Source organism: Vibrio cincinnatiensis DSM 19608 (assembly GCF_900167345.1).
Classification (GTDB): Bacteria; Pseudomonadota; Gammaproteobacteria; order Enterobacterales; family Vibrionaceae; genus Vibrio; species Vibrio cincinnatiensis.
Genome location: NZ_FUXB01000002.1, coordinates 151,774 through 168,745, shown reverse-complemented (window position 1 = coordinate 168,745; position 16,972 = coordinate 151,774). Strand labels below are relative to the sequence as shown.

The window sequence follows — 16,972 nt, the reverse complement described above, 5'->3', positions numbered from 1 at the left end:
CCTTACGCTTAGTTTGAAAAACCGATTCCGCTGGGTAAATCTTCGGGTTCACTTTGTAAGAACACCAAACCAATAAAATCAGGTTGGTACTGACGGTAGATCTCTCCTGGTAGCGGAGGAAGTTTGGCCTCTTTAGCCAGTGGCTTTACAAGGTGTGGTGTGACCACCATCATGAGTTCTTTATCGTTTTTTTCTAAGCGGTTAGAACTGAAAAAAGCGCCCAGAATAGGAATGTCACCTAACCCGGGGAAGCGGTCGGAATTTTTCATCGTACTGCTGCTAATTAAGCCACTGATCACAAAGCTTTCACCGTCACCGAGTTGTACGGTGGTATCCGTTCGACGAACACTCAACCCGGGAACAATAACGCCTCCACTACTCACCCCATTGTGGTAGTTGAGTTCGCTGACTTCAGGGGCAACTTTAAGCATAATGCGATCATCATGTAAGACAGTTGGTGATAGGTTGAGCCGGACACCGAACTCTTTAAATTCAATACTGATTTCGCCATCTTTTGAACTTTTAGGATACGGAAATTCGCCCCCTGCAAGGAAAGTTGCCGTATGACCCGACATAGTGACTAAACTCGGTTCGGCTAAGGTATAAGCAAACCCATTGGCATTAAGCGCACTGATTGAGCTGAGTATGCCTCTGGAGGCATCACCAATGATCACGTTAAAAGCCTCTGAGAGAGGCGAGAAATGATTATTACTGACCAATCCGCCCGCAAAGTTGCCTCCGGTTAAGGCTCTAGATGATCCAATGCCAATGGTGGTGTTGGAACCACTTTTACCAAAGAAAAATCCGGCTTCTTTTAATGCGGATTTACTGATTTCGACGACTTTAATATCGGTTTGAACCTGTATCCCAGACTGACGAACCGTATTGGGTTGAACCTCAATGGTATGTTTACTGGGGTAGGTTTGATCTTTTTTCCAGACCAAAAGAGAGGTTTTACCAATCGCATGTCCAGTTAATAATAAAGTCGAACTATCAATCACATCCAAGGTCACGACGCTTGGGTCAGCGATGGCGGCTCGAATAATCGCCGCATCGGTAGCTACGAAGTGATCTTGCATTCCTTGGGTTAAGGAGAGTGTTTGATTTGCATAGCTTTTCATTGATAGCACAAGAAAGAGCGCAATGAATAAGGTTGAAATCGGTTTTATTTTCATTGTTTGCTCCACTCGTTTTTAGTCTTAACCATTGAACGTTCACTGCCTTGAATAATTTCAATGTAGCTCGCAGGCTCTCGGTAACGAGCCGTTTTAACCGCCTTGGTTGGGCTAGGTTTGGAAGAGGGGGACTGGAAGCGTTTTAGATCCACCGTATAGTGTGAATGTAGTGGGTCAGCGGTATGTTTGGATAAGGTTGAATCTGAAATATGGGTAGCCGAAAATGTGGTGACGGTTGGTTCAACCGGTGATGCGATGGTGCTTTCAGTCAGCATTCTTTCTTGGTTACCAACTGCCGCAAGTCTTAATTCTCCTGCGCTATCGGCTAAAAGAATAAGCGGAGCGATACTTTCGTGGATGGAGAGTACAACCGACTTAGCATTGGCTTCTCGGTGAGTTCCTTTTGTATTTGTGATCTGTTCGCCCACCGCGAGAACCAAAACATGGCTGGCAATTCTTCTGGCCGTCGTGTGTAACCCAGACTCTTTATTGGGTTTTAGTAGCAGCATAATATCCACCCGATCACCGGGTTGTAGATACCCCCCGACGGTCATGACTTCATTAGCCCGGATGGCGATGGCTCGATAATTTGCAGGTAATTCCCCCATAATGGGGTGTACTTCAGCGAGTAAGTTTTTGGTGAGTAATGTTTCTTGAGTAACGGAACGCGTCAGGCGTTTTCCTATGGCCATTTCAGGCGAAGAAAGCATCTGTGGATTGGCTTGTAGCGTAGCAAAAGGTACCAAATGGTCTCTGGTGATTAACTGCCCGGCAGGAAGCGACTGGTTAAATTTCCAACCTTGATAGAGTGGACGCTCAACTTCATTTTCCTGTCCAACGGATGCATTGGAATGGCTTAAATACCCTAATACCGCAAACATTAAAGCCAGAATAAAGAGGGTCACGGCGGTAATTTTTAGCCACTGAGTTTTATTAATATGACTGTCCATGTTGTGTTCCTAATTCAGTTTCAATACTGCTGATGCCATGATTTGGTTGGGAAAAACCGATCCCTCTCCGGGAATGAGCCCATCAATAATGTTTAGCGGTAAAAAGGGGGTGGAATGATAGTTAGGCAAATTAATGATGACCTTACAGCAGCCACCCCCTTCAATTGTGGTCAATGTGATCAGCTCTTCTTTATCGGGCAACGTGACGCCAAACAGAGTCCATTCATCACCGGATGTTTCACTGGCAAATCCTTTGATAATTTGTAGTGCATGGGTTTGTACTACGGGTTTAATTTGAACTAATAAGGTTTCATCCTGACAGCCCGCTGAGGAAAAATAGCACTCTTCATCCACATAAGAGACAGCATGTCTTATGCCTTCTTTTGCCGCATGGTTAAATAAGCTGGCAGCAAAAAAAATCATGGAGTAGTGGATAATGGCAAAAAGCAAAATAAGGATAATAGGCAATAAAAAAACGGTTTCTATTGCGACAGATCCGGCTTGCTTGTTATGGAATCCATTGTGATAAATTCGTAAGCGAAGCATATCTACTCCTATTACAGGGTAATAAAACCATATACACCATAGGTGAAAAACAGAGAAGGAACAAAAGGGGCTTCCTGTCTTTTATTAAAAAAGAGAGGGCTATAAATACTAAATACTATAAAGCAAACACTAAGAAAAATCAGCATATCTAATAATGAGAGAATACACGATATACCCAGCAATATTTTTATATCCGCCGCCCCGAAACTCCCTTTTAAATAACCGGGTACTGTGAGCAGCAGAGTTACGAGTATTGCATTCATGTCAAAGTTAATATTCACTTCAGAATAAAAAACGTAAGAAATTAAAGGCAATAACATGAGAGTAAAACTGAGTAGGTTAGGAACCCTCATGGTTTTTATATCGTAAAAGCTTGCGACTAACAGCAGCCCAATAAAAAATAAGGACAACTGGAGTGTTCCTTCATCATATTATTAGGCAGATGTAGGTAAGGCATCTTTAACGGTATTTAGAATCCCTTCAATACGATCGGCAATATTGTCAGTACCTGTCGCAAAGAGAGCAATCGCAATCGCGGCAATGGTGGCGATGATGGCGTATTCAATACCGGAAGCCCCTTTGTTGTCGTAAAGGAATGCATAACCTTTACACCATGTTTTTATTATTAGTTGTTTGATAATAAACATAATTTAGCCCTCACGTTGTTTATTCCTTTTGACTGTGTGCTGATGATCACCCAGAGAAAAGTTCCCTTTTTTGATCATTTTTGTGCACTTGGTTCAAATTTAAGACTAGACAGTTTTTATCGAGTAAAGGTTTTTTTTATGCGATCTATATCACATGTTGAAATGAAACTAGTAGAAGTAAAACACTGATTTTTTGTGTGGTTAATTCGGTTTTATCGCAAAGGTAAAATAATAACTTGTGTTAAGTGAATGAGTTAGAAAATAGCCATTTAATTTTGTGTAATAAATAGAGTTATAAACTGGATTTTTTATAGAACTTGGCTTAGATATTTAATCTGCATCATTGTTAAAATCCTTTTAAATAAGGCCATATTTATTTTAATGGTTTTAGCTTTAAATGAAAAACTAAAAACTGAGTATTAATCAGTAATGGGTTGTCATTAATTAGGTTAGGTGAGCTATCGATGGTTTTATTGGCATGCGTTGACCAATAATTTCAGAGTGTGTCGCTATTTCTCCTTTTTAATCGACAAGCCAGAGGAGAAAGATCATGATCGTTTCTATGCGTTTTTTAGCAATGTTATTGTGTTTTCCCCTGTTATTTGTTGGTTGTGCAGGAACAAGCACAATAGCCAGTAATAATACAGAAGGGGAAGACGTGTCTGAGCCTAATGATGATGACCAAGTAGGGACTCAGGCATCAAAAAATATCATTACCGAATCTGGAGCGGTGATTTCCCAGAGCCAGTTAACCGAGAATTTGGATAGCATCACTACAGGTTCCGGCGAAATTTTAGTGAATCTCGGGGCTGTGGTCTCCACACTCGGTGAAGGGGTTCCTATTGTAAACCAGCAACTCGCACTCGATGAGACTTATTTAACCACGACGTTACAGGGCGTTTCTGAAGCTTCAACCGGAGTGGGTACGACCGTTGTTTCTGCTGGGTCGGCCATCCAACAACTGGACGCTTTACCTATCTTTGTGCAGTTGAATAACCATACAGGGCTGCTCACCTATACCGGGGAAACGGTGTCCAGCTTAGGGGGCGAAGTGGAAAGCCTTGGTGAATGGCTGACTCTGCATACATCTGAATCGGGTGGCCTCTATGGTTTGTCTGAGCACCTTTCTGCGATGACGGCCCCGGTAGTCATTCAAGCTAATGACATGATTGATTTGAAAGGAAATGCGTTGATCTTGTTTGAAGATCTGGGTAGTGCAAAAACACAACTGCCAAAATTTGTTTATGTCTCTGGGGATGCTTTGGGGGCTGGAACCAAAGCATTATTGATGGATACTCAAGGCGTAGCACAAGATTTAGGGACGGTATTTGTTGGAGAAAATGGCATCACAGCGCTATTGCTTGAACAAAGTGGTAAAGATCGCCTGTCAGAGTTGGGGTTAGATACGGGGATTTTTGATCAAGTCAATGTGGATGAACTTTCTCCTTGGGCAGAAGGAACGCCGAACATCACGGTTGAAGTTGAGGCGTTACTGGAAGGGGATGTGGCTATTGTTGCACAGAGTTTAGGCGATATGCTTAACTTTGGCCCGAAATTGGATGACGTGGTCAATGGCACCTCGATCATTGATAGAGAGTCACTCGGGCTTCCTGAATCGCTCATTTCCATTGATAAGCTACTGAATGAAAAATCACAGCGATTAAGTGACTTGGTGGATAGGGTTTCTAGTGTGACACAAAATAAACTCTTAGAGGATGTGAAAATAGCGGAAATGATTCCCAATAATACGCTTTCCGTGATCTCAGAAGCGGAGAATAAAGGGGCATTATTAAATTCATTAAAAAGTAAACGGATTAAACCGCTTTTAGAGTAATGGTTTGCTGTGATATATCACTTTATTCTGAACCCGAGAGGGTTCAGAGAGGCGCTCTGTATGATAAAAAACCACTTGATCGTTTGGCTCTTATTTGCTCTGTTCACGTTTCCACTTATGAGCCGAGCCAATGAGCCACCTTTGATCGTCAAACCGAAGGGAAAGGAGGTTTATGAACAGCAGATTTATTCACAAGCTGATATCGAACCTATACCTTTGGATATATCAGCAGAAAAGGATTTTAGCATAATATCATCCATCCATTTTCTTGGTGGGGGAGCCGTTGAATTAACAGATTTAGCCAAAGTGGTGGATTTTCTTATTCATCAACCTTATTCAGAGCATTTATTAAAGAATGCATTAGTGCGAGTGAACCAGTTATATCAAGAACAAGGATTTGCCTTATCTTATGCAACTATCCAGAGAAATCATTTTGTGGATGGAAAGCTCACTATCACCTTAGTTGAAGGGTATATCGCAAGAACAGAAATTATTGCCGATCATCCATCACTCAAGGAAAGGGTCGCGCATATTCTTGAACCTTTAACTAATGAGCGTCCGTTGACTCAAACGCGTTTAGATAGAGCGGTTTATCTTCTTAATCAGATTCCGGGCTACCGTTTCTCTATTGCTTTACCGCGGCCCAAAACCTTGTCAGGTGCAACCAGTATTCGAGCTGAGGTCAAAAACAGGCAGATATTTGAACCTTTTATTGGCTTTTCTTCTCAGAAAAATGCGGATAAAAATATGTCGGTAGGGCTACATACTCGTCCGGCTCTGGGTTATGTCGATACGTTTACCGTATCAGGGTTGGTGCCGTTAGAACGTCAAGATAATGCGGAATACTATTCTGTGGCCATACAGAGTGATTGGCAGAGGAATGGTTTGAAAACGAGGTTGATGGCGGATTATTTCTCAGATGAAAACAGAGAAACACTGGCACTTAATCATGGAGAAATAGATTACAGCCATCACCTTAATCGGAAAAGTATCAGCTTGACACTCTCTTATCCTATGCTGATTCGGCAAGATCAACAGCTGCTTTTGAAATCTAGCGTTTTATACGAGAAAGAGTCACGGAAATATGATTTTCATTCATTAGGTTCATTAAATGAAAAGATCCATTATGGTTTGGCTAATCTTTATATTGATTATTATAAAATCAAAGAGTCCATGATTTTTTTTACGAATTTGGGGGTAAATACCAGTATTACACCTTGGTTTGACTATCAATCTGAAATTAATCGCCCTGACCGCTATGACGAAGGTTTTTTCTTTTATGAAGCGAACCTTTATGGCTCTTATGAAACCAATACCCGCTGGGTAATGTCTTTTAAAGCGAATGCCATATACAGTCAGGATCGTTTGGTTTCGAGCCAGCAACCCAGCTATGGTGGCTTTTATTATGGCCGAGGTTATAAAGAAGGTGAATTGAAAGGGGATCGAGGGGTGGGGGCAGAAGTCAAAGTGATGAAAAAACTGCAATTAAGAGAATATCATTTTAACCCTTATCTGGTTGTTGATTATGCTTATGTTGATGATATTTCCCCTTCTATTTTGTCTCATGATGATATTGCCTCTTTTGCGATAGGTTCAGAAATGGGGTTCAGTAACAATGTGAATATTGCTTTAGAATATGCTGAACCCATGCGTGATCGTGATAGGCATTCTGGTGGTATTTATAATCTGAAAATTGTTTGGCAGTTGTAGTTATGTTGTTGAAGCAGAAAAGGGAGCCAGTTTTAGGCTCCCTGCGTTTTTTCAATTAGAGCTGAATGTGTTTTACCATGCCTGCTTCTGCGTGACCGGGGAGATTACAGGCCAGTTCGACTTTTCGTTCACCATGAAAATGCCAGAGTAATTGCTTGGCTTTACCGGGAGCAACCGTGACGGATCGGCCTGAGTCGTGATCGTGGAGCATGGTCATGGTGCGCATCATTTTGCGATGCTCCAACTGCTCTTTGACTGAACCAATCGCAAACTCATGAGCAATCTTTCCGGTATTCATTATCACAAATTGAACAACATCATTGGGCTCGATGGTGACCTCTCTTTTAAACGTGATCTTTCTGTCATCACTTAATATGACATGAACGACTTTATCGGGCTTGGCCCCTTTTGCTGGCATACCCACTTCAGACATCTCTGTCATTCCTGCCATCTTTGAGTGATCCATTTTGATGTTGTTATGCTCCATTGAGTGATGGGAAGCCTTACCGTGAGCTTGGTGTGTGTGCTCTGTTTTTGCCGCGTAAGCGGTATTGGCACTGAGTGCCAACGTGATAGTTAATAAAATAGTTTTCATATCATGTCCTTTTATGTTTGTCCTATTGGGATAATCGTTAATCCCGTTAGCGTTGAGAGAGTTCTTTGTTTTTCCATAACTTAAAGGTTGCGGGTAGCACTAATAGTGTGAGTAGTAGTGCTGATGCCATCCCTCCAATCATCGGGGCGGCGATACGTTGCATCACTTCTGAACCGGCTCCGTCTCCATACATAATGGGAATTAAGCCGATAATAACAGTCAGTACCGTCATCATTATTGGTCGAACACGCAGACCTGCACCTTGGTTAATGGCTTCGGTGAGATCGTGAGACTGAAGAGGCTGGCCAACTTCTTCGACCTGCCGTTTTCGGTCATGCCAAGCTTGATTGAGATACACCAGCATGATCACCCCAATTTCCACGGCCACCCCCGCTAGCGCAATAAAGCCTACGCCAACCGCAATTGAGAAGTTATAACCGAGGTAGTGCATCAACCAGAGCCCTCCTACCATGGCAAGAGGAAGCGTTCCCATGATGATCAGAACTTCGCCTAAACGGCGGAAACTGAAGTAGAGCAGCAGCATAATGATGGCCAGCGTGATGGGTATAACAATACTTAGCCGCGCTTTAGCTCGTTCCATATATTCATATTGTCCAGACCATGCTAATGAATACCCTGTAGGCAATAGCAGTTGTTGTGCTACGACTTGCTGCGCTTCTTGAACGTAAGAGCCGAGATCTCGTCCATCAATATCGACAAATACCCAGCCGTTCGGGCGAGCATTTTCGGTTTTGATCATCGGTGGACCATCCTCATAACGGATATCTGCAACATCAGCCAGTGCAATACGGGCCCCATTGGGTGTAACAAGGGGGAGGTTTTGCAGTTTGACAACCGAATCACGGTAGTCTTGTGGGTAGCGAACGTTAATTGGGTAGCGTTCTAACCCTTCAATGGTTTCGCCGACATTCATGCCTCCCACCGCGGTTGAAACCACCTGCTGAATATCGTTAATGTTTAGGCCGTAACGAGCAGCGGCCCGTCGTTTTATGTCAATGGTTACGTAACGTCCGCCAGCAACACGTTCAGCATAGACAGAAGCGGTACCGGAGATCTGTTGAAGTAAAGGTTCAAGTTCCGCCCCAATTTTTTCAATGACCTGAAGATCTGGCCCAGCGATTTTGATGCCTATTGGTGTTTTTATTCCGGTCGCCAACATGTCGATACGTGTTTTGATCGGCATGACCCAAGCATTGGTTAAACCGGGGAATTGCACTAATTCATTAAATTCTCTACGCAGTGATTCGCTGGTAACCCCATCACGCCATTGATCTTTCGGTTTTAATTGAATCACACTTTCAATCATCGTCAGGGGAGCGGGATCTGTCGCGGTATCGGCTCGGCCTATTTTCCCCCAAACCGTTTCGACTTCCGGTACCGTTTTGATGAGTTTATTGGTTTGTTGCAATAACTCTCGAGCCTTACCGATAGAAATTCCCGGATACGTGGTTGGCATATACATCAAGTCCCCCTCATCTAAAGGTGGGATGAATTCGCTACCAAGCTGGCGGGTTGGGTAGTAAGCCGATGCCATGAGCGCTAAAGCCAAGACAATGATGGATTTTGGATAGCGTAGGCTTAGATTGAGTAAAGGGCGATAGAGAGCGATAATCCCTCGATTGAGCGGGTTTTTATGCTCAGGTTGTACCTTTCCTCGAATAAAATACCCCATGAGTACAGGTACTAAAGTAATGGCAAGCCCAGCGGCTGCGGCCATAGCATAGGTTTTGGTGAACGCGAGAGGAGAAAACATTTTTCCCTCTTGCCCTTGGAGCGCAAAAACAGGGACAAAGCTTAACGTGATGATAAGCAGCGAGAAAAAGAGGGGAGCCCCGACTTCTTCTGCGGCTTTACCTATTACCTGCCAGCGATTTTTATCGGTTAAAGGTGTCCGCTCAATATGTTTATGAACATTTTCTATCATCACAATAGCGCCATCTACCATCGCGCCAATCGCAATGGCAATTCCGCCAAGTGACATGATGTTGGCGTTAATACCTTGCCAATGCATTACGATGAAAGCGCTCAAGATACCAACGGGTAAACTGAGGACAATCACTAAGGAGGAGCGGATATGGAAAAGAAATAAGGCACAGACTATCGCTACCACGATAAACTCTTCAGTCAGCTTCTGCCATAAATTATCTACCGCTGCATTAATGAGAGTCGAACGATCGTAAGTGGTCACAATCTCAACCCCTTCGGGTAAGCTGTTTTGTAATGTGGCGAGTTTAGCTTTGACATTATCAATGACCTGACTGGCATTTTCACCAAAGCGCATCACGATAACACCACCTACCGCTTCGCCTTCACCGTTCAGTTCCGAAATGCCGCGCCGCATTTGTGGCCCGATATTGATGTCGGCAATCTCTCCGAGAAGTAAAGGTGTGCCTCGCTCCGTAACTTTTAATGGCAGTGATTGGATATCTTCAATGCTGGTAAGGTAACCGGTTGTGCGTACCATATGTTCCGCTTCGGCCACTTCTATCACCGAAGCTCCGCTTTCTTGGTTACCATTTTGAATCGCCATGTTGACCTGTTGTAGGGTCAAGTTATAGGCCCGTAATTTGGCGGGATCAATCTGGACCTGATATTGCTTAACCATACCGCCGACGGTGGCGACTTCGGAGACTCCTGCGACGGTTTGTAGCTCATATTTTAAGAACCAGTCTTGCAGGCTTCTTAACTGAGCCAGATCGTGCTGGCCTGTTTTATCTTGCAGCACATAACTGTAAATCCAACCGACCCCTGTAGCATCAGGGCCAAGCGTTGGTTTTGCACTGGGTGGCAGTTTTGGGGCGACTTGGCTGAGGTATTCCAACACCCGCGAACGTGCCCAATACATATCAGTGTGATCATTAAAAATAATGTAGACGTAAGAATCACCAAAAAACGAATAACCGCGAACCGTTTCTGCACCCGGAACGGCCAGCATGGCGGTGGTTAATGGATAGGTGACTTGATCTTCCACCACTTGCGGTGCTTGCCCGGGGTAACTGGTTTTGATGATGACTTGCACATCTGAGAGATCGGGGAGGGCATCCACGGGCGTATTTTTAACGCTATATAAGCCCCCTAAAACAAGAAATAACGTGGCGATTAACACCAAAAAGCGGTTGTTGATCGACCAGCGGATAATGGCGCTAATCATAGCTGTTCTCCTTGTTCTTTGAGCTGTTTCAGAACGTAGTCAGAACCGTTTCTGGCAACGAGAAATTGTACCTTCTCTCCTTGTTTAAAATCGGAAAGGTTGATCTCGTCGCCCACGGAAAAATTGAGCTCACCAGCTTCCCAATTCCATTCAGGAACAGCTAGGTGTGACAAGGTGACCATGCCAAAATCGGCCATCAGCATAGAGATATCGCCTTTAATCCACACTTCACCCGCGACAACACGGTCATCGGCTTTGATGGCAATGATTTGATATTGGTCGGAGGGCGTTTTTTCCATCTCAAACTCAATCGCTTGCCCTTGACTTAATCCGTGTAGATCGACCCCTTGTGCCACGGTGAAATTCATCGTCATTCCCGGCCAGTTCCACTCAGGGATCGGTTGATGGACGAGCGTTAACATTTGGTGGCTGAGCATGATGTCGGTGATTTCACCTTTAGCCCAAACCGTTTGTGCTGGTGCCTCAATGCCGTGAATACGAGAGAGGTCAGCACGTTGGCTCGATTCTGAATCGAGCATAAAATGCGCCGACGTGACGATGCGATCTTGCAGGGTTAACCCTTGTAAAATTTCAATTTTATCGCCCGCTTCTTGGCCGGTTTTAATGCGTACCGAACGATATTTTCCTTGCCCTTGTGCAAGCACCACGCGTGTCATGCCACCTGAGCGAATGACGGCCGATTTCGGAACCGTCAGGACCTTGGAATCACTGATGGGTTGCAGCGTTAGGTTAGCGAACATATTGGGTTTCAACTCACCATTGGGGTTGGTGAATTTGAGCCGCATACGTAGGGTACGTGTTTTCGGATCGAGAATCGGGTAGACATAATCCACTTCCCCTTGCCACTCCCTACCCGGTAGAGAATCTAAGGTCATCGTCGCTTGGCTGCCTTTGCTTATCCAATGGGCTTGTCGTTCAAACACTTCCGCCTCCACCCAAACTTCTTCTAAAGGTCCAGCGCTGATCACCGCTTGAGCGGGAGAGAGAAAGCCGCCTTCACGTATATTCAGGCTGGCGATCACCCCATTAGCCAGCGCTTTTATTTCAATAGTTTGAGAGGCTTTGCCTCGGCGAATTAACTGTCGAATTTGGTCTCGATCGACACCCAGCGAAATCAGCCGTTCTGTTGCTCCTTGAATCAACCCATCTCGGCCGGTACGTTTTGCATTGAGCAGTTCTTCTTGCGCTTTAATCAATTCAGGAGAGTAGAGCGTAAACAGCACGTCACCTTTATTGACTTTTTCTCCGACCGCATTGATATAGAGTTTTTCGACCCAGCCAGACACGCGCACGTTTGTTTGCCACAACTGGCTTTCGTCGAAGGCAATGTAGCCGACGGTTTCGATACGAGGAGAGAGTTTGGAGAATTCGACGTTGGCGGTTTTGACCCCCAGATTATTTTCAACCGCAGGATCGATGTGGACGGTGCCCGGTTGGTCACGTGTTGGAGAAGCCTCTTCGGCATACACAGGAATGAGATCCATCCCCATTGGGGATTTACCCGGTCTGTCTCGTCTATAGTTTGGATCCATAGGAGCAACCCAATAAAGCGGTTCTTTGCTGTTTTGGGAGGATGAATGATCATGAGTCATCATCCTCTCGTTACCGATGAGATAGTGACTGGCACTAAAACCTAGTAGGGTTCCAATCAATAAAGTGATGGCGGCAATGGGTAATGTTTTCATCATTGTACTCCTTTACTCAAAAGCGGTGAGTATGAATAGTGGGGAGAGTTGGTTTACCCACCGTATAGCGGAAACCGCCTAGTAGCATGGCAAGCTGACTCTTGGTCTGATTTAAGTCTGTTAGTAAGCGCTGCTGCTCTAGTTCAAGGGCGAGTTCATCTCGCGTTGCACTAATCACATCATTAAATTGAGCGGTACTATTCTGGTAGCCTCGTTCAACGGCACGAGTTCGAGAACGTGCCTGTTTAAGCATGGTTTGATAATGTGTTAGGCGCTGTTCTAGCGAGGTTTTGTCTACCAGCAAGGCATTGACTTGGGCATTCATCTGCATAAGCAATAAATCTTTTTGTGACTGAGCTGCCCCCACTTGATATTGAGCTGCTGCATGGCTTCGGTCCTGACGGTTACCCGTAAAGAGTGGAATATCCATCGTGAGATAGGCACTAATGAGATCGGACGCGGGTTCTCCTTTCATATTGTTCGCTTGTCGGTAGGCATACATCACTTCGATACCAAATTGAGGCGCATAAGATTGCTCTGCTAACTTAACCTGAGTTTGGCTAACAGCGATGTTCGCTTCTGCGATTCTCACCATTGGATGCTGTGCGAGTAACGAGAAATATTGATGAGATGAAACTGTGCTGAGCTGCTGATCCAATACTTGCCAATCCAGTTGATTGGTCGCTTGAAAAGCGGCTGACTTGAGTAACCATTCACTACCCAGCCATTCAGACATTTGTGACACAATACGTTGCTGTATCTGTTGGTTTGCTTGCTGTTTCTCATCTAATTGGCTGACAAGCAGTTGGGCATTGAGTAAGTCTTGAGCTTCGTTTTTTCCGATAGAATAGTTGGTGCGAATCACACCTTCTAATTCTTTCATCAGCTTTTGGTTTGCTAATAAAAGCCGCTCCGCATGTTGCTGGTAGCCCAGTTCAAGCCAGAGTTGGGTGAGGCGATTGATGACTTCTCGTTCACGAGCCGCAATTTGCAGTTCAATGCCATCGGCTTGTTGGCTGGCTTTTTCCTGCTGTAAGTTGAGGGTATTTCCTCGCTCAAATTGCTGCATTAGGCCGATGGAAAGGTTGGTCATGGGATCTTGGTCTAAGGCAAAGTTATCAACGGGTAAACCGGTGACGCCCATTCTTAGTTTTGGATCCATGAGGGTCGCACTGGCGATGCCCATTTCTCGAGTGGCTTGTGCCTGAGCATAGAACTGTTGGCGCTGAGCATCGTGATTTAAGGCGACCTCTATCAGTTGCGATAAGGTGATGAAATGGGCTGAAGACGCTGTATTTACCTGCTCGGTTGATTGAGCATAGGCAGGTAGCGAATTCCAAGCCGATGCACTAATAAGCAGTGCAAGCATGCAGGGTTTTAGCTTCATGATGTAATCCATAATTGAGCGCGTAAAGCGCAGCAAAATAGAGTTCTGTTGTTAAGAGACAGAACGCGATAACAAAGGTGAAATCGTGATGGATTACGCTATTGGAGGGCGAAACAAGGTTTGAGTATGGTGAATAACCTCACCAGAGACTAGGGTAATTTGATAATGTGTCAAAGGGACGTCGGTTGCGGAAAGAACCCGTTGATTAAGAAGAATCGGCACATTTATGCACATGGAGGGACAGCAATTATCGTTTGCTAACGATCGGCAATCTTCGGTATCTGACGGCGCATGGTGCATTGGAGTTTGTGAGTGGGTAAGGTGACTACTTTCTGCACAGTGAGTTTGCGCCATGGGCGGTGCATGGTGGTCATGCAGAGTAGAATGGGATGGGGCACTCGAAGCAAAACTAGAAATAAGCAACGCCGACAGCATTACCCATATCCATGTGATGCGAAAAAACGTTGAGTGCATAGTAAACCATCCTAAAAACCTGTCCCAAGTATAAAGCTTCCCCTTGGGGGAAGGTCAAATTTTTTTGATTGAGACAGGTTATTTGATCATACGCCGGCGCGTTTTAGTAACCCAGCCATCAGTGGAGAGCTGGATTTTACTTGTTTTGACTTACTTTGTAAGCTTTTGACCAACTGGGGTTGATTAATGCTTTTCGCAATATAAGCCATCGCATGGTAGAAACCTGCGGCAGAATTTACTTTGGCTTTATCATTGAGAGGGGCGAGCAGTTGAACCATTGCGGTTCCAGTCATACCGTTATCAGTGGCGTATTGTTGAACCGCATCGAGAAGGTGATCCAAATCCGCTAAGGCTTCGGTGCTTTCCATCCCTTGTTTTTGCATCTCTTTTCGATTGCGTTTACGCATCTGTTTAATCACAAAGGCGGGTTGATTGATTTTTTTGAATCCAAAATAACCCGCAGCAAGAACCAAAACGATTCCTCCTACAACATAACCCCAAATGGAGCCAGAAGTGGCGTCAGCCATAGGTTGAATCGCATCAATACTGGTTGCAATGTCAGACATAAAAATTCCTTGCTAAAAATTACTGGAGAAAACCGAACGAGTAGGAAAGGCGCTCGGTACGAGAAGGTCATAATTAACGGGCTTAAGGCCGTCATGTCTTGCGATATATCAAGAATGGCTGAAAAGCGTTAGCCTGTTATACCATTTAATAACAAGGATGTGATCAAAACGCAAAAAATTGCCTTTTTGCCAAAGCTAAGTTCCGTTTATGCATACGTTTAAACGAAGTGTTTGTGGAGGTGAAACGGGGATTGTGCAATATCTGAATTAATGTGGTAACGCCCCATTTCTGGGGCGCTTTATCTCAAGGTTGACTAGGGTAGGTCAAAGACCAACGCGGTGACGGGGAGATCTGAATCGTTGCGCAGTTCTAGACTGGATTCTGCGCTGATTTTTGCGCCATCTCCGGGGGAGAGCAGAGTTCCATTTACATTTAACTGGCTGTGGACTTGGTGGATGTACACCCGTCGGCCAGAGGTCACTTCATAAGTCAGCGACGTATTGGGCTCTAAAATCAACTGATGTAGTGAGGCATCTTGTTTAATGTGTAGTGTGCCTTGTTCACCAGTAGGGCTCACAATGGGGGTTAAGCCCACGTGTTTCCCAAAATCTTTTTGTTGATACCCCGGTTCGCCGCCTTGAACATTCGGTTGAATCCAAATCTGCAAAAAGCGCAGGGGTTCACTGTCTGAAGCGTTAAACTCACTGTGGTAAATACCGCGCCCTGCTGACATTAATTGAAACTCACCCGCCGGTAGCGTTTTGATGTTACCCGCACTGTCTTTATGGGCGATGGTGCCTTCTAAAACATAGCTGATGATCTCCATATCACGGTGACCGTGTGTTTCAAAACCTGCGCTGGGGGTCACGATATCATCGTTGATCACCCGTAATTCTGAAAAGCCCATATGTTGTGGGTCGTAGTAACTACCAAAGGAAAAGGTGTGTTTGCTATCTAACCAGCCAAAGTTCGCACGACCACGTTGTTCTGCTTTTCTTACTTCAATCATTTTTTGCTCCTTTAACTTGGTCAACCCAAGTGCTTTAAACTATTTGAAATTTGAGAAGGTGTTCCTCATTGCTTGGTTGTTACTTTACGGCTTTGTGTGTGATTGAAAAAGCGGAGGAACTTGTCGTGCTTGTTCAAAAAAATTGAATGACTAGAGAGGTTAACGCTTCTTCTTCTCTAGTATAGATGGAATAGAAGATAGAGGGGTTGGATTCGCTTCATAAAAGTGGTGAACGGGCCCATGCCCCTGACCCACATGTAATTGATCAGCATAAAATAGCGCTTGGGAAATATAGTGTTTCGCGCTGTGGATGGCTTGTTCAAGTGGCTGACCTTGCGCAAGGTAAGAGGTAATGGCAGAGGAGAGGGTACAACCTGTGCCATGGGTGTTGCTTGTTTGAATTCTATCGGCAGAAAAACAGTGAACCTGCTGTTTGGTGATAAGCCAGTCATTACTGTGAGGGGATTGAGTAAAATGGCCACCTTTAAGCAGTGCCGCCTGACAGGCTAATTGCTGGAGTGCATCCACTAACTGACTCAATTCAGATTCATGCTTTGGTAAAGGAACGCCCGTTAACACCGCCGCTTCCGGTAAGTTTGGGGTGATGACAGTAGCAAGAGGGAAAAGATACTGTTTAAGGTGGTTAATCGCTTCATTTTGCAGTAATACATCACCACTGGTTGCGACCATAACGGGATCTAAGACAACGAATGGGGGGTGATATTGACGCAGTTTATCCGCCACTGCGTGAATAATCTGGCTATCGGCTAACATGCCGATTTTCACCGCCGCCACATTTAAATCACAAAATATCGCATCTAATTGACTTTCAATATGCTTAATCGGAATGGGCAAAATGGCCGAAACACCGAGCGTATTTTGCGAGGTTATCGCCGTAATGGCACTGCAAGCATAACTGCCAGTCGCTGAGATGGTTTTGATATCCGCTTGAATTCCCGCGCCGCCGCCGCTGTCTGAGCCAGCAATGGTTAATACAATCGGAGGGGAAGAAAGAGAGGTGGTTGGCATAACGGGCTCCAAATGTGACGAAGAGGAACTCGCTACTGGCATTGTACTGTGCCGTGATTGCGTTGGCGGCGTAAATGGTCCGCGATAGTTCCCTACGTCAGTGTTAACTGAATCAGGTTCAACGGGTCTCGCTGTGCGATCTCAGCTCAAAGGCTCCCCGACTATAACGGC

General features: G+C 44.9%; 15 protein-coding genes and 1 riboswitch. Of the genes, 2 read left to right on the top strand and 13 right to left on the bottom strand.

Going from position 1 to position 16,972, the window contains the following annotated elements; genetic code table 11:
* Positions 1 to 8: 8 nt before the first annotated feature.
* From B5D54_RS02305 to B5D54_RS02285, 5 genes are read right to left on the bottom strand one after another with little or no spacing between them, the layout of a single operon-like run.
* Complete coding sequence (locus B5D54_RS02305) at positions 9 to 1,175, bottom strand: type II and III secretion system protein family protein (protein ID WP_078924874.1); 1,167 nt, start codon at positions 1,173 to 1,175, stop codon at positions 9 to 11.
* Positions 1,172 to 2,125: a Flp pilus assembly protein CpaB gene (cpaB, locus tag B5D54_RS02300; RefSeq protein WP_078924873.1), complete on the bottom strand. Its 954-nt coding sequence runs from the start codon at positions 2,123 to 2,125 to the stop codon at positions 1,172 to 1,174. Before cpaB ends, B5D54_RS02305 begins: the two co-directional genes overlap by 4 nt.
* 9 nt (positions 2,126 to 2,134) lie before the next feature.
* Positions 2,135 to 2,671 (bottom strand): TadE/TadG family type IV pilus assembly protein, encoded by a 537-nt coding sequence (locus tag B5D54_RS02295; protein ID WP_078924872.1) that lies wholly within the window; start codon positions 2,669 to 2,671, stop codon positions 2,135 to 2,137.
* An 11-nt stretch (positions 2,672 to 2,682) separates the two neighbouring features.
* Positions 2,683 to 3,081, bottom strand: a complete 399-nt coding sequence (locus B5D54_RS17465; protein WP_078924871.1) for a prepilin peptidase — start codon at positions 3,079 to 3,081, stop codon at positions 2,683 to 2,685.
* Positions 3,082 to 3,105: 24 nt separating this feature from the next.
* The gene (locus B5D54_RS02285) at positions 3,106 to 3,318 is read right to left on the bottom strand and encodes a Flp family type IVb pilin (protein WP_078924870.1); all 213 of its coding nucleotides are present in this window, start codon (positions 3,316 to 3,318) and stop codon (positions 3,106 to 3,108) included.
* Positions 3,319 to 3,868: 550 nt separating this feature from the next.
* On the opposite strand from B5D54_RS02285, the gene B5D54_RS02280 reads away from it, so the two are divergent.
* Entirely contained in the window at positions 3,869 to 5,152 is a 1,284-nt protein-coding gene (locus B5D54_RS02280) for a collagen-like triple helix repeat-containing protein (protein ID WP_078924869.1), read from the top strand.
* 60 nt (positions 5,153 to 5,212) lie between these two features.
* On the top strand, positions 5,213 to 6,862 hold the full coding sequence (locus B5D54_RS02275) for a POTRA domain-containing protein (protein ID WP_078924868.1): 1,650 nt from the start codon (positions 5,213 to 5,215) through the stop codon (positions 6,860 to 6,862).
* Positions 6,863 to 6,917: 55 nt separating this feature from the next.
* Here B5D54_RS02275 and copI read toward each other — a convergent pair whose 3' ends face one another.
* The 8 genes from copI to thiD all read right to left on the bottom strand — a co-directional run bounded on the left by copI (position 6,918) and on the right by thiD (position 16,843).
* A complete protein-coding gene (copI, locus tag B5D54_RS02270) occupies positions 6,918 to 7,457 on the bottom strand; it encodes a copper-resistant cuproprotein CopI (protein ID WP_078924867.1) in 540 nt (179 codons plus the stop codon).
* Between the two features lie 46 nt (positions 7,458 to 7,503).
* Entirely contained in the window at positions 7,504 to 10,629 is a 3,126-nt protein-coding gene (locus B5D54_RS02265) for an efflux RND transporter permease subunit (protein ID WP_078924866.1), read from the bottom strand.
* The gene (locus tag B5D54_RS02260; protein ID WP_078924865.1) at positions 10,626 to 12,335 is read right to left on the bottom strand and encodes an efflux RND transporter periplasmic adaptor subunit; all 1,710 of its coding nucleotides are present in this window, start codon (positions 12,333 to 12,335) and stop codon (positions 10,626 to 10,628) included. The genes B5D54_RS02265 and B5D54_RS02260 overlap by 4 nt, the downstream gene beginning before the upstream one ends.
* Before the next feature lie 16 nt (positions 12,336 to 12,351).
* Positions 12,352 to 13,722 carry a TolC family protein gene (locus tag B5D54_RS02255; RefSeq protein ID WP_078924864.1) on the bottom strand — a complete coding sequence of 457 codons (1,371 nt, stop codon included), beginning with the start codon at positions 13,720 to 13,722 and terminating at the stop codon, positions 12,352 to 12,354.
* A gap of 93 nt (positions 13,723 to 13,815) precedes the next feature.
* On the bottom strand, positions 13,816 to 14,196 hold the full coding sequence (locus tag B5D54_RS16855; protein ID WP_139364765.1) for a hypothetical protein: 381 nt from the start codon (positions 14,194 to 14,196) through the stop codon (positions 13,816 to 13,818).
* A gap of 86 nt (positions 14,197 to 14,282) precedes the next feature.
* The gene (locus tag B5D54_RS02250) at positions 14,283 to 14,762 is read right to left on the bottom strand and encodes a hypothetical protein (protein ID WP_078924863.1); all 480 of its coding nucleotides are present in this window, start codon (positions 14,760 to 14,762) and stop codon (positions 14,283 to 14,285) included.
* A 314-nt stretch (positions 14,763 to 15,076) separates the two neighbouring features.
* On the bottom strand, positions 15,077 to 15,772 hold the full coding sequence (locus tag B5D54_RS02245; RefSeq protein ID WP_078924862.1) for a pirin family protein: 696 nt from the start codon (positions 15,770 to 15,772) through the stop codon (positions 15,077 to 15,079).
* A gap of 159 nt (positions 15,773 to 15,931) precedes the next feature.
* Positions 15,932 to 16,843, bottom strand: coding sequence for a bifunctional hydroxymethylpyrimidine kinase/phosphomethylpyrimidine kinase (gene thiD, locus B5D54_RS02240; RefSeq protein ID WP_420883054.1), 912 nt, complete (start codon positions 16,841 to 16,843; stop codon positions 15,932 to 15,934).
* Between the two features lie 30 nt (positions 16,844 to 16,873).
* A riboswitch (TPP riboswitch) is annotated at positions 16,874 to 16,971 on the bottom strand.
* Position 16,972: the final 1 nt, after the last annotated feature.

Bases quoted from the DNA above. Each gene is read 5' to 3' on its own strand.
- B5D54_RS02245 (WP_078924862.1), bottom strand. From the start codon at position 15,772: ATGATTGAAGTAAGAAAAGCAGAACAACGTGGTCGTGCGAACTTTGGC.
- B5D54_RS02260 (WP_078924865.1), bottom strand. From the start codon at position 12,335: ATGAAAACATTACCCATTGCCGCCATCACTTTATTGATTGGAACCCTA.
- copI (WP_078924867.1), bottom strand. From the start codon at position 7,457: ATGAAAACTATTTTATTAACTATCACGTTGGCACTCAGTGCCAATACC.
- B5D54_RS02265 (WP_078924866.1), bottom strand. From the start codon at position 10,629: ATGATTAGCGCCATTATCCGCTGGTCGATCAACAACCGCTTTTTGGTG.
- B5D54_RS02285 (WP_078924870.1), bottom strand. From the start codon at position 3,318: ATGTTTATTATCAAACAACTAATAATAAAAACATGGTGTAAAGGTTAT.
- B5D54_RS02250 (WP_078924863.1), bottom strand. From the start codon at position 14,762: ATGTCTGACATTGCAACCAGTATTGATGCGATTCAACCTATGGCTGAC.
- B5D54_RS16855 (WP_139364765.1), bottom strand. From the start codon at position 14,196: ATGCACTCAACGTTTTTTCGCATCACATGGATATGGGTAATGCTGTCG.
- cpaB (WP_078924873.1), bottom strand. From the start codon at position 2,125: ATGGACAGTCATATTAATAAAACTCAGTGGCTAAAAATTACCGCCGTG.
- B5D54_RS02305 (WP_078924874.1), bottom strand. From the start codon at position 1,175: ATGAAAATAAAACCGATTTCAACCTTATTCATTGCGCTCTTTCTTGTG.
- B5D54_RS02280 (WP_078924869.1), top strand. From the start codon at position 3,869: ATGATCGTTTCTATGCGTTTTTTAGCAATGTTATTGTGTTTTCCCCTG.
- thiD (WP_420883054.1), bottom strand. From the start codon at position 16,843: ATGCCAGTAGCGAGTTCCTCTTCGTCACATTTGGAGCCCGTTATGCCA.
- B5D54_RS02255 (WP_078924864.1), bottom strand. From the start codon at position 13,722: ATGAAGCTAAAACCCTGCATGCTTGCACTGCTTATTAGTGCATCGGCT.
- B5D54_RS02275 (WP_078924868.1), top strand. From the start codon at position 5,213: ATGATAAAAAACCACTTGATCGTTTGGCTCTTATTTGCTCTGTTCACG.
- B5D54_RS02295 (WP_078924872.1), bottom strand. From the start codon at position 2,671: ATGCTTCGCTTACGAATTTATCACAATGGATTCCATAACAAGCAAGCC.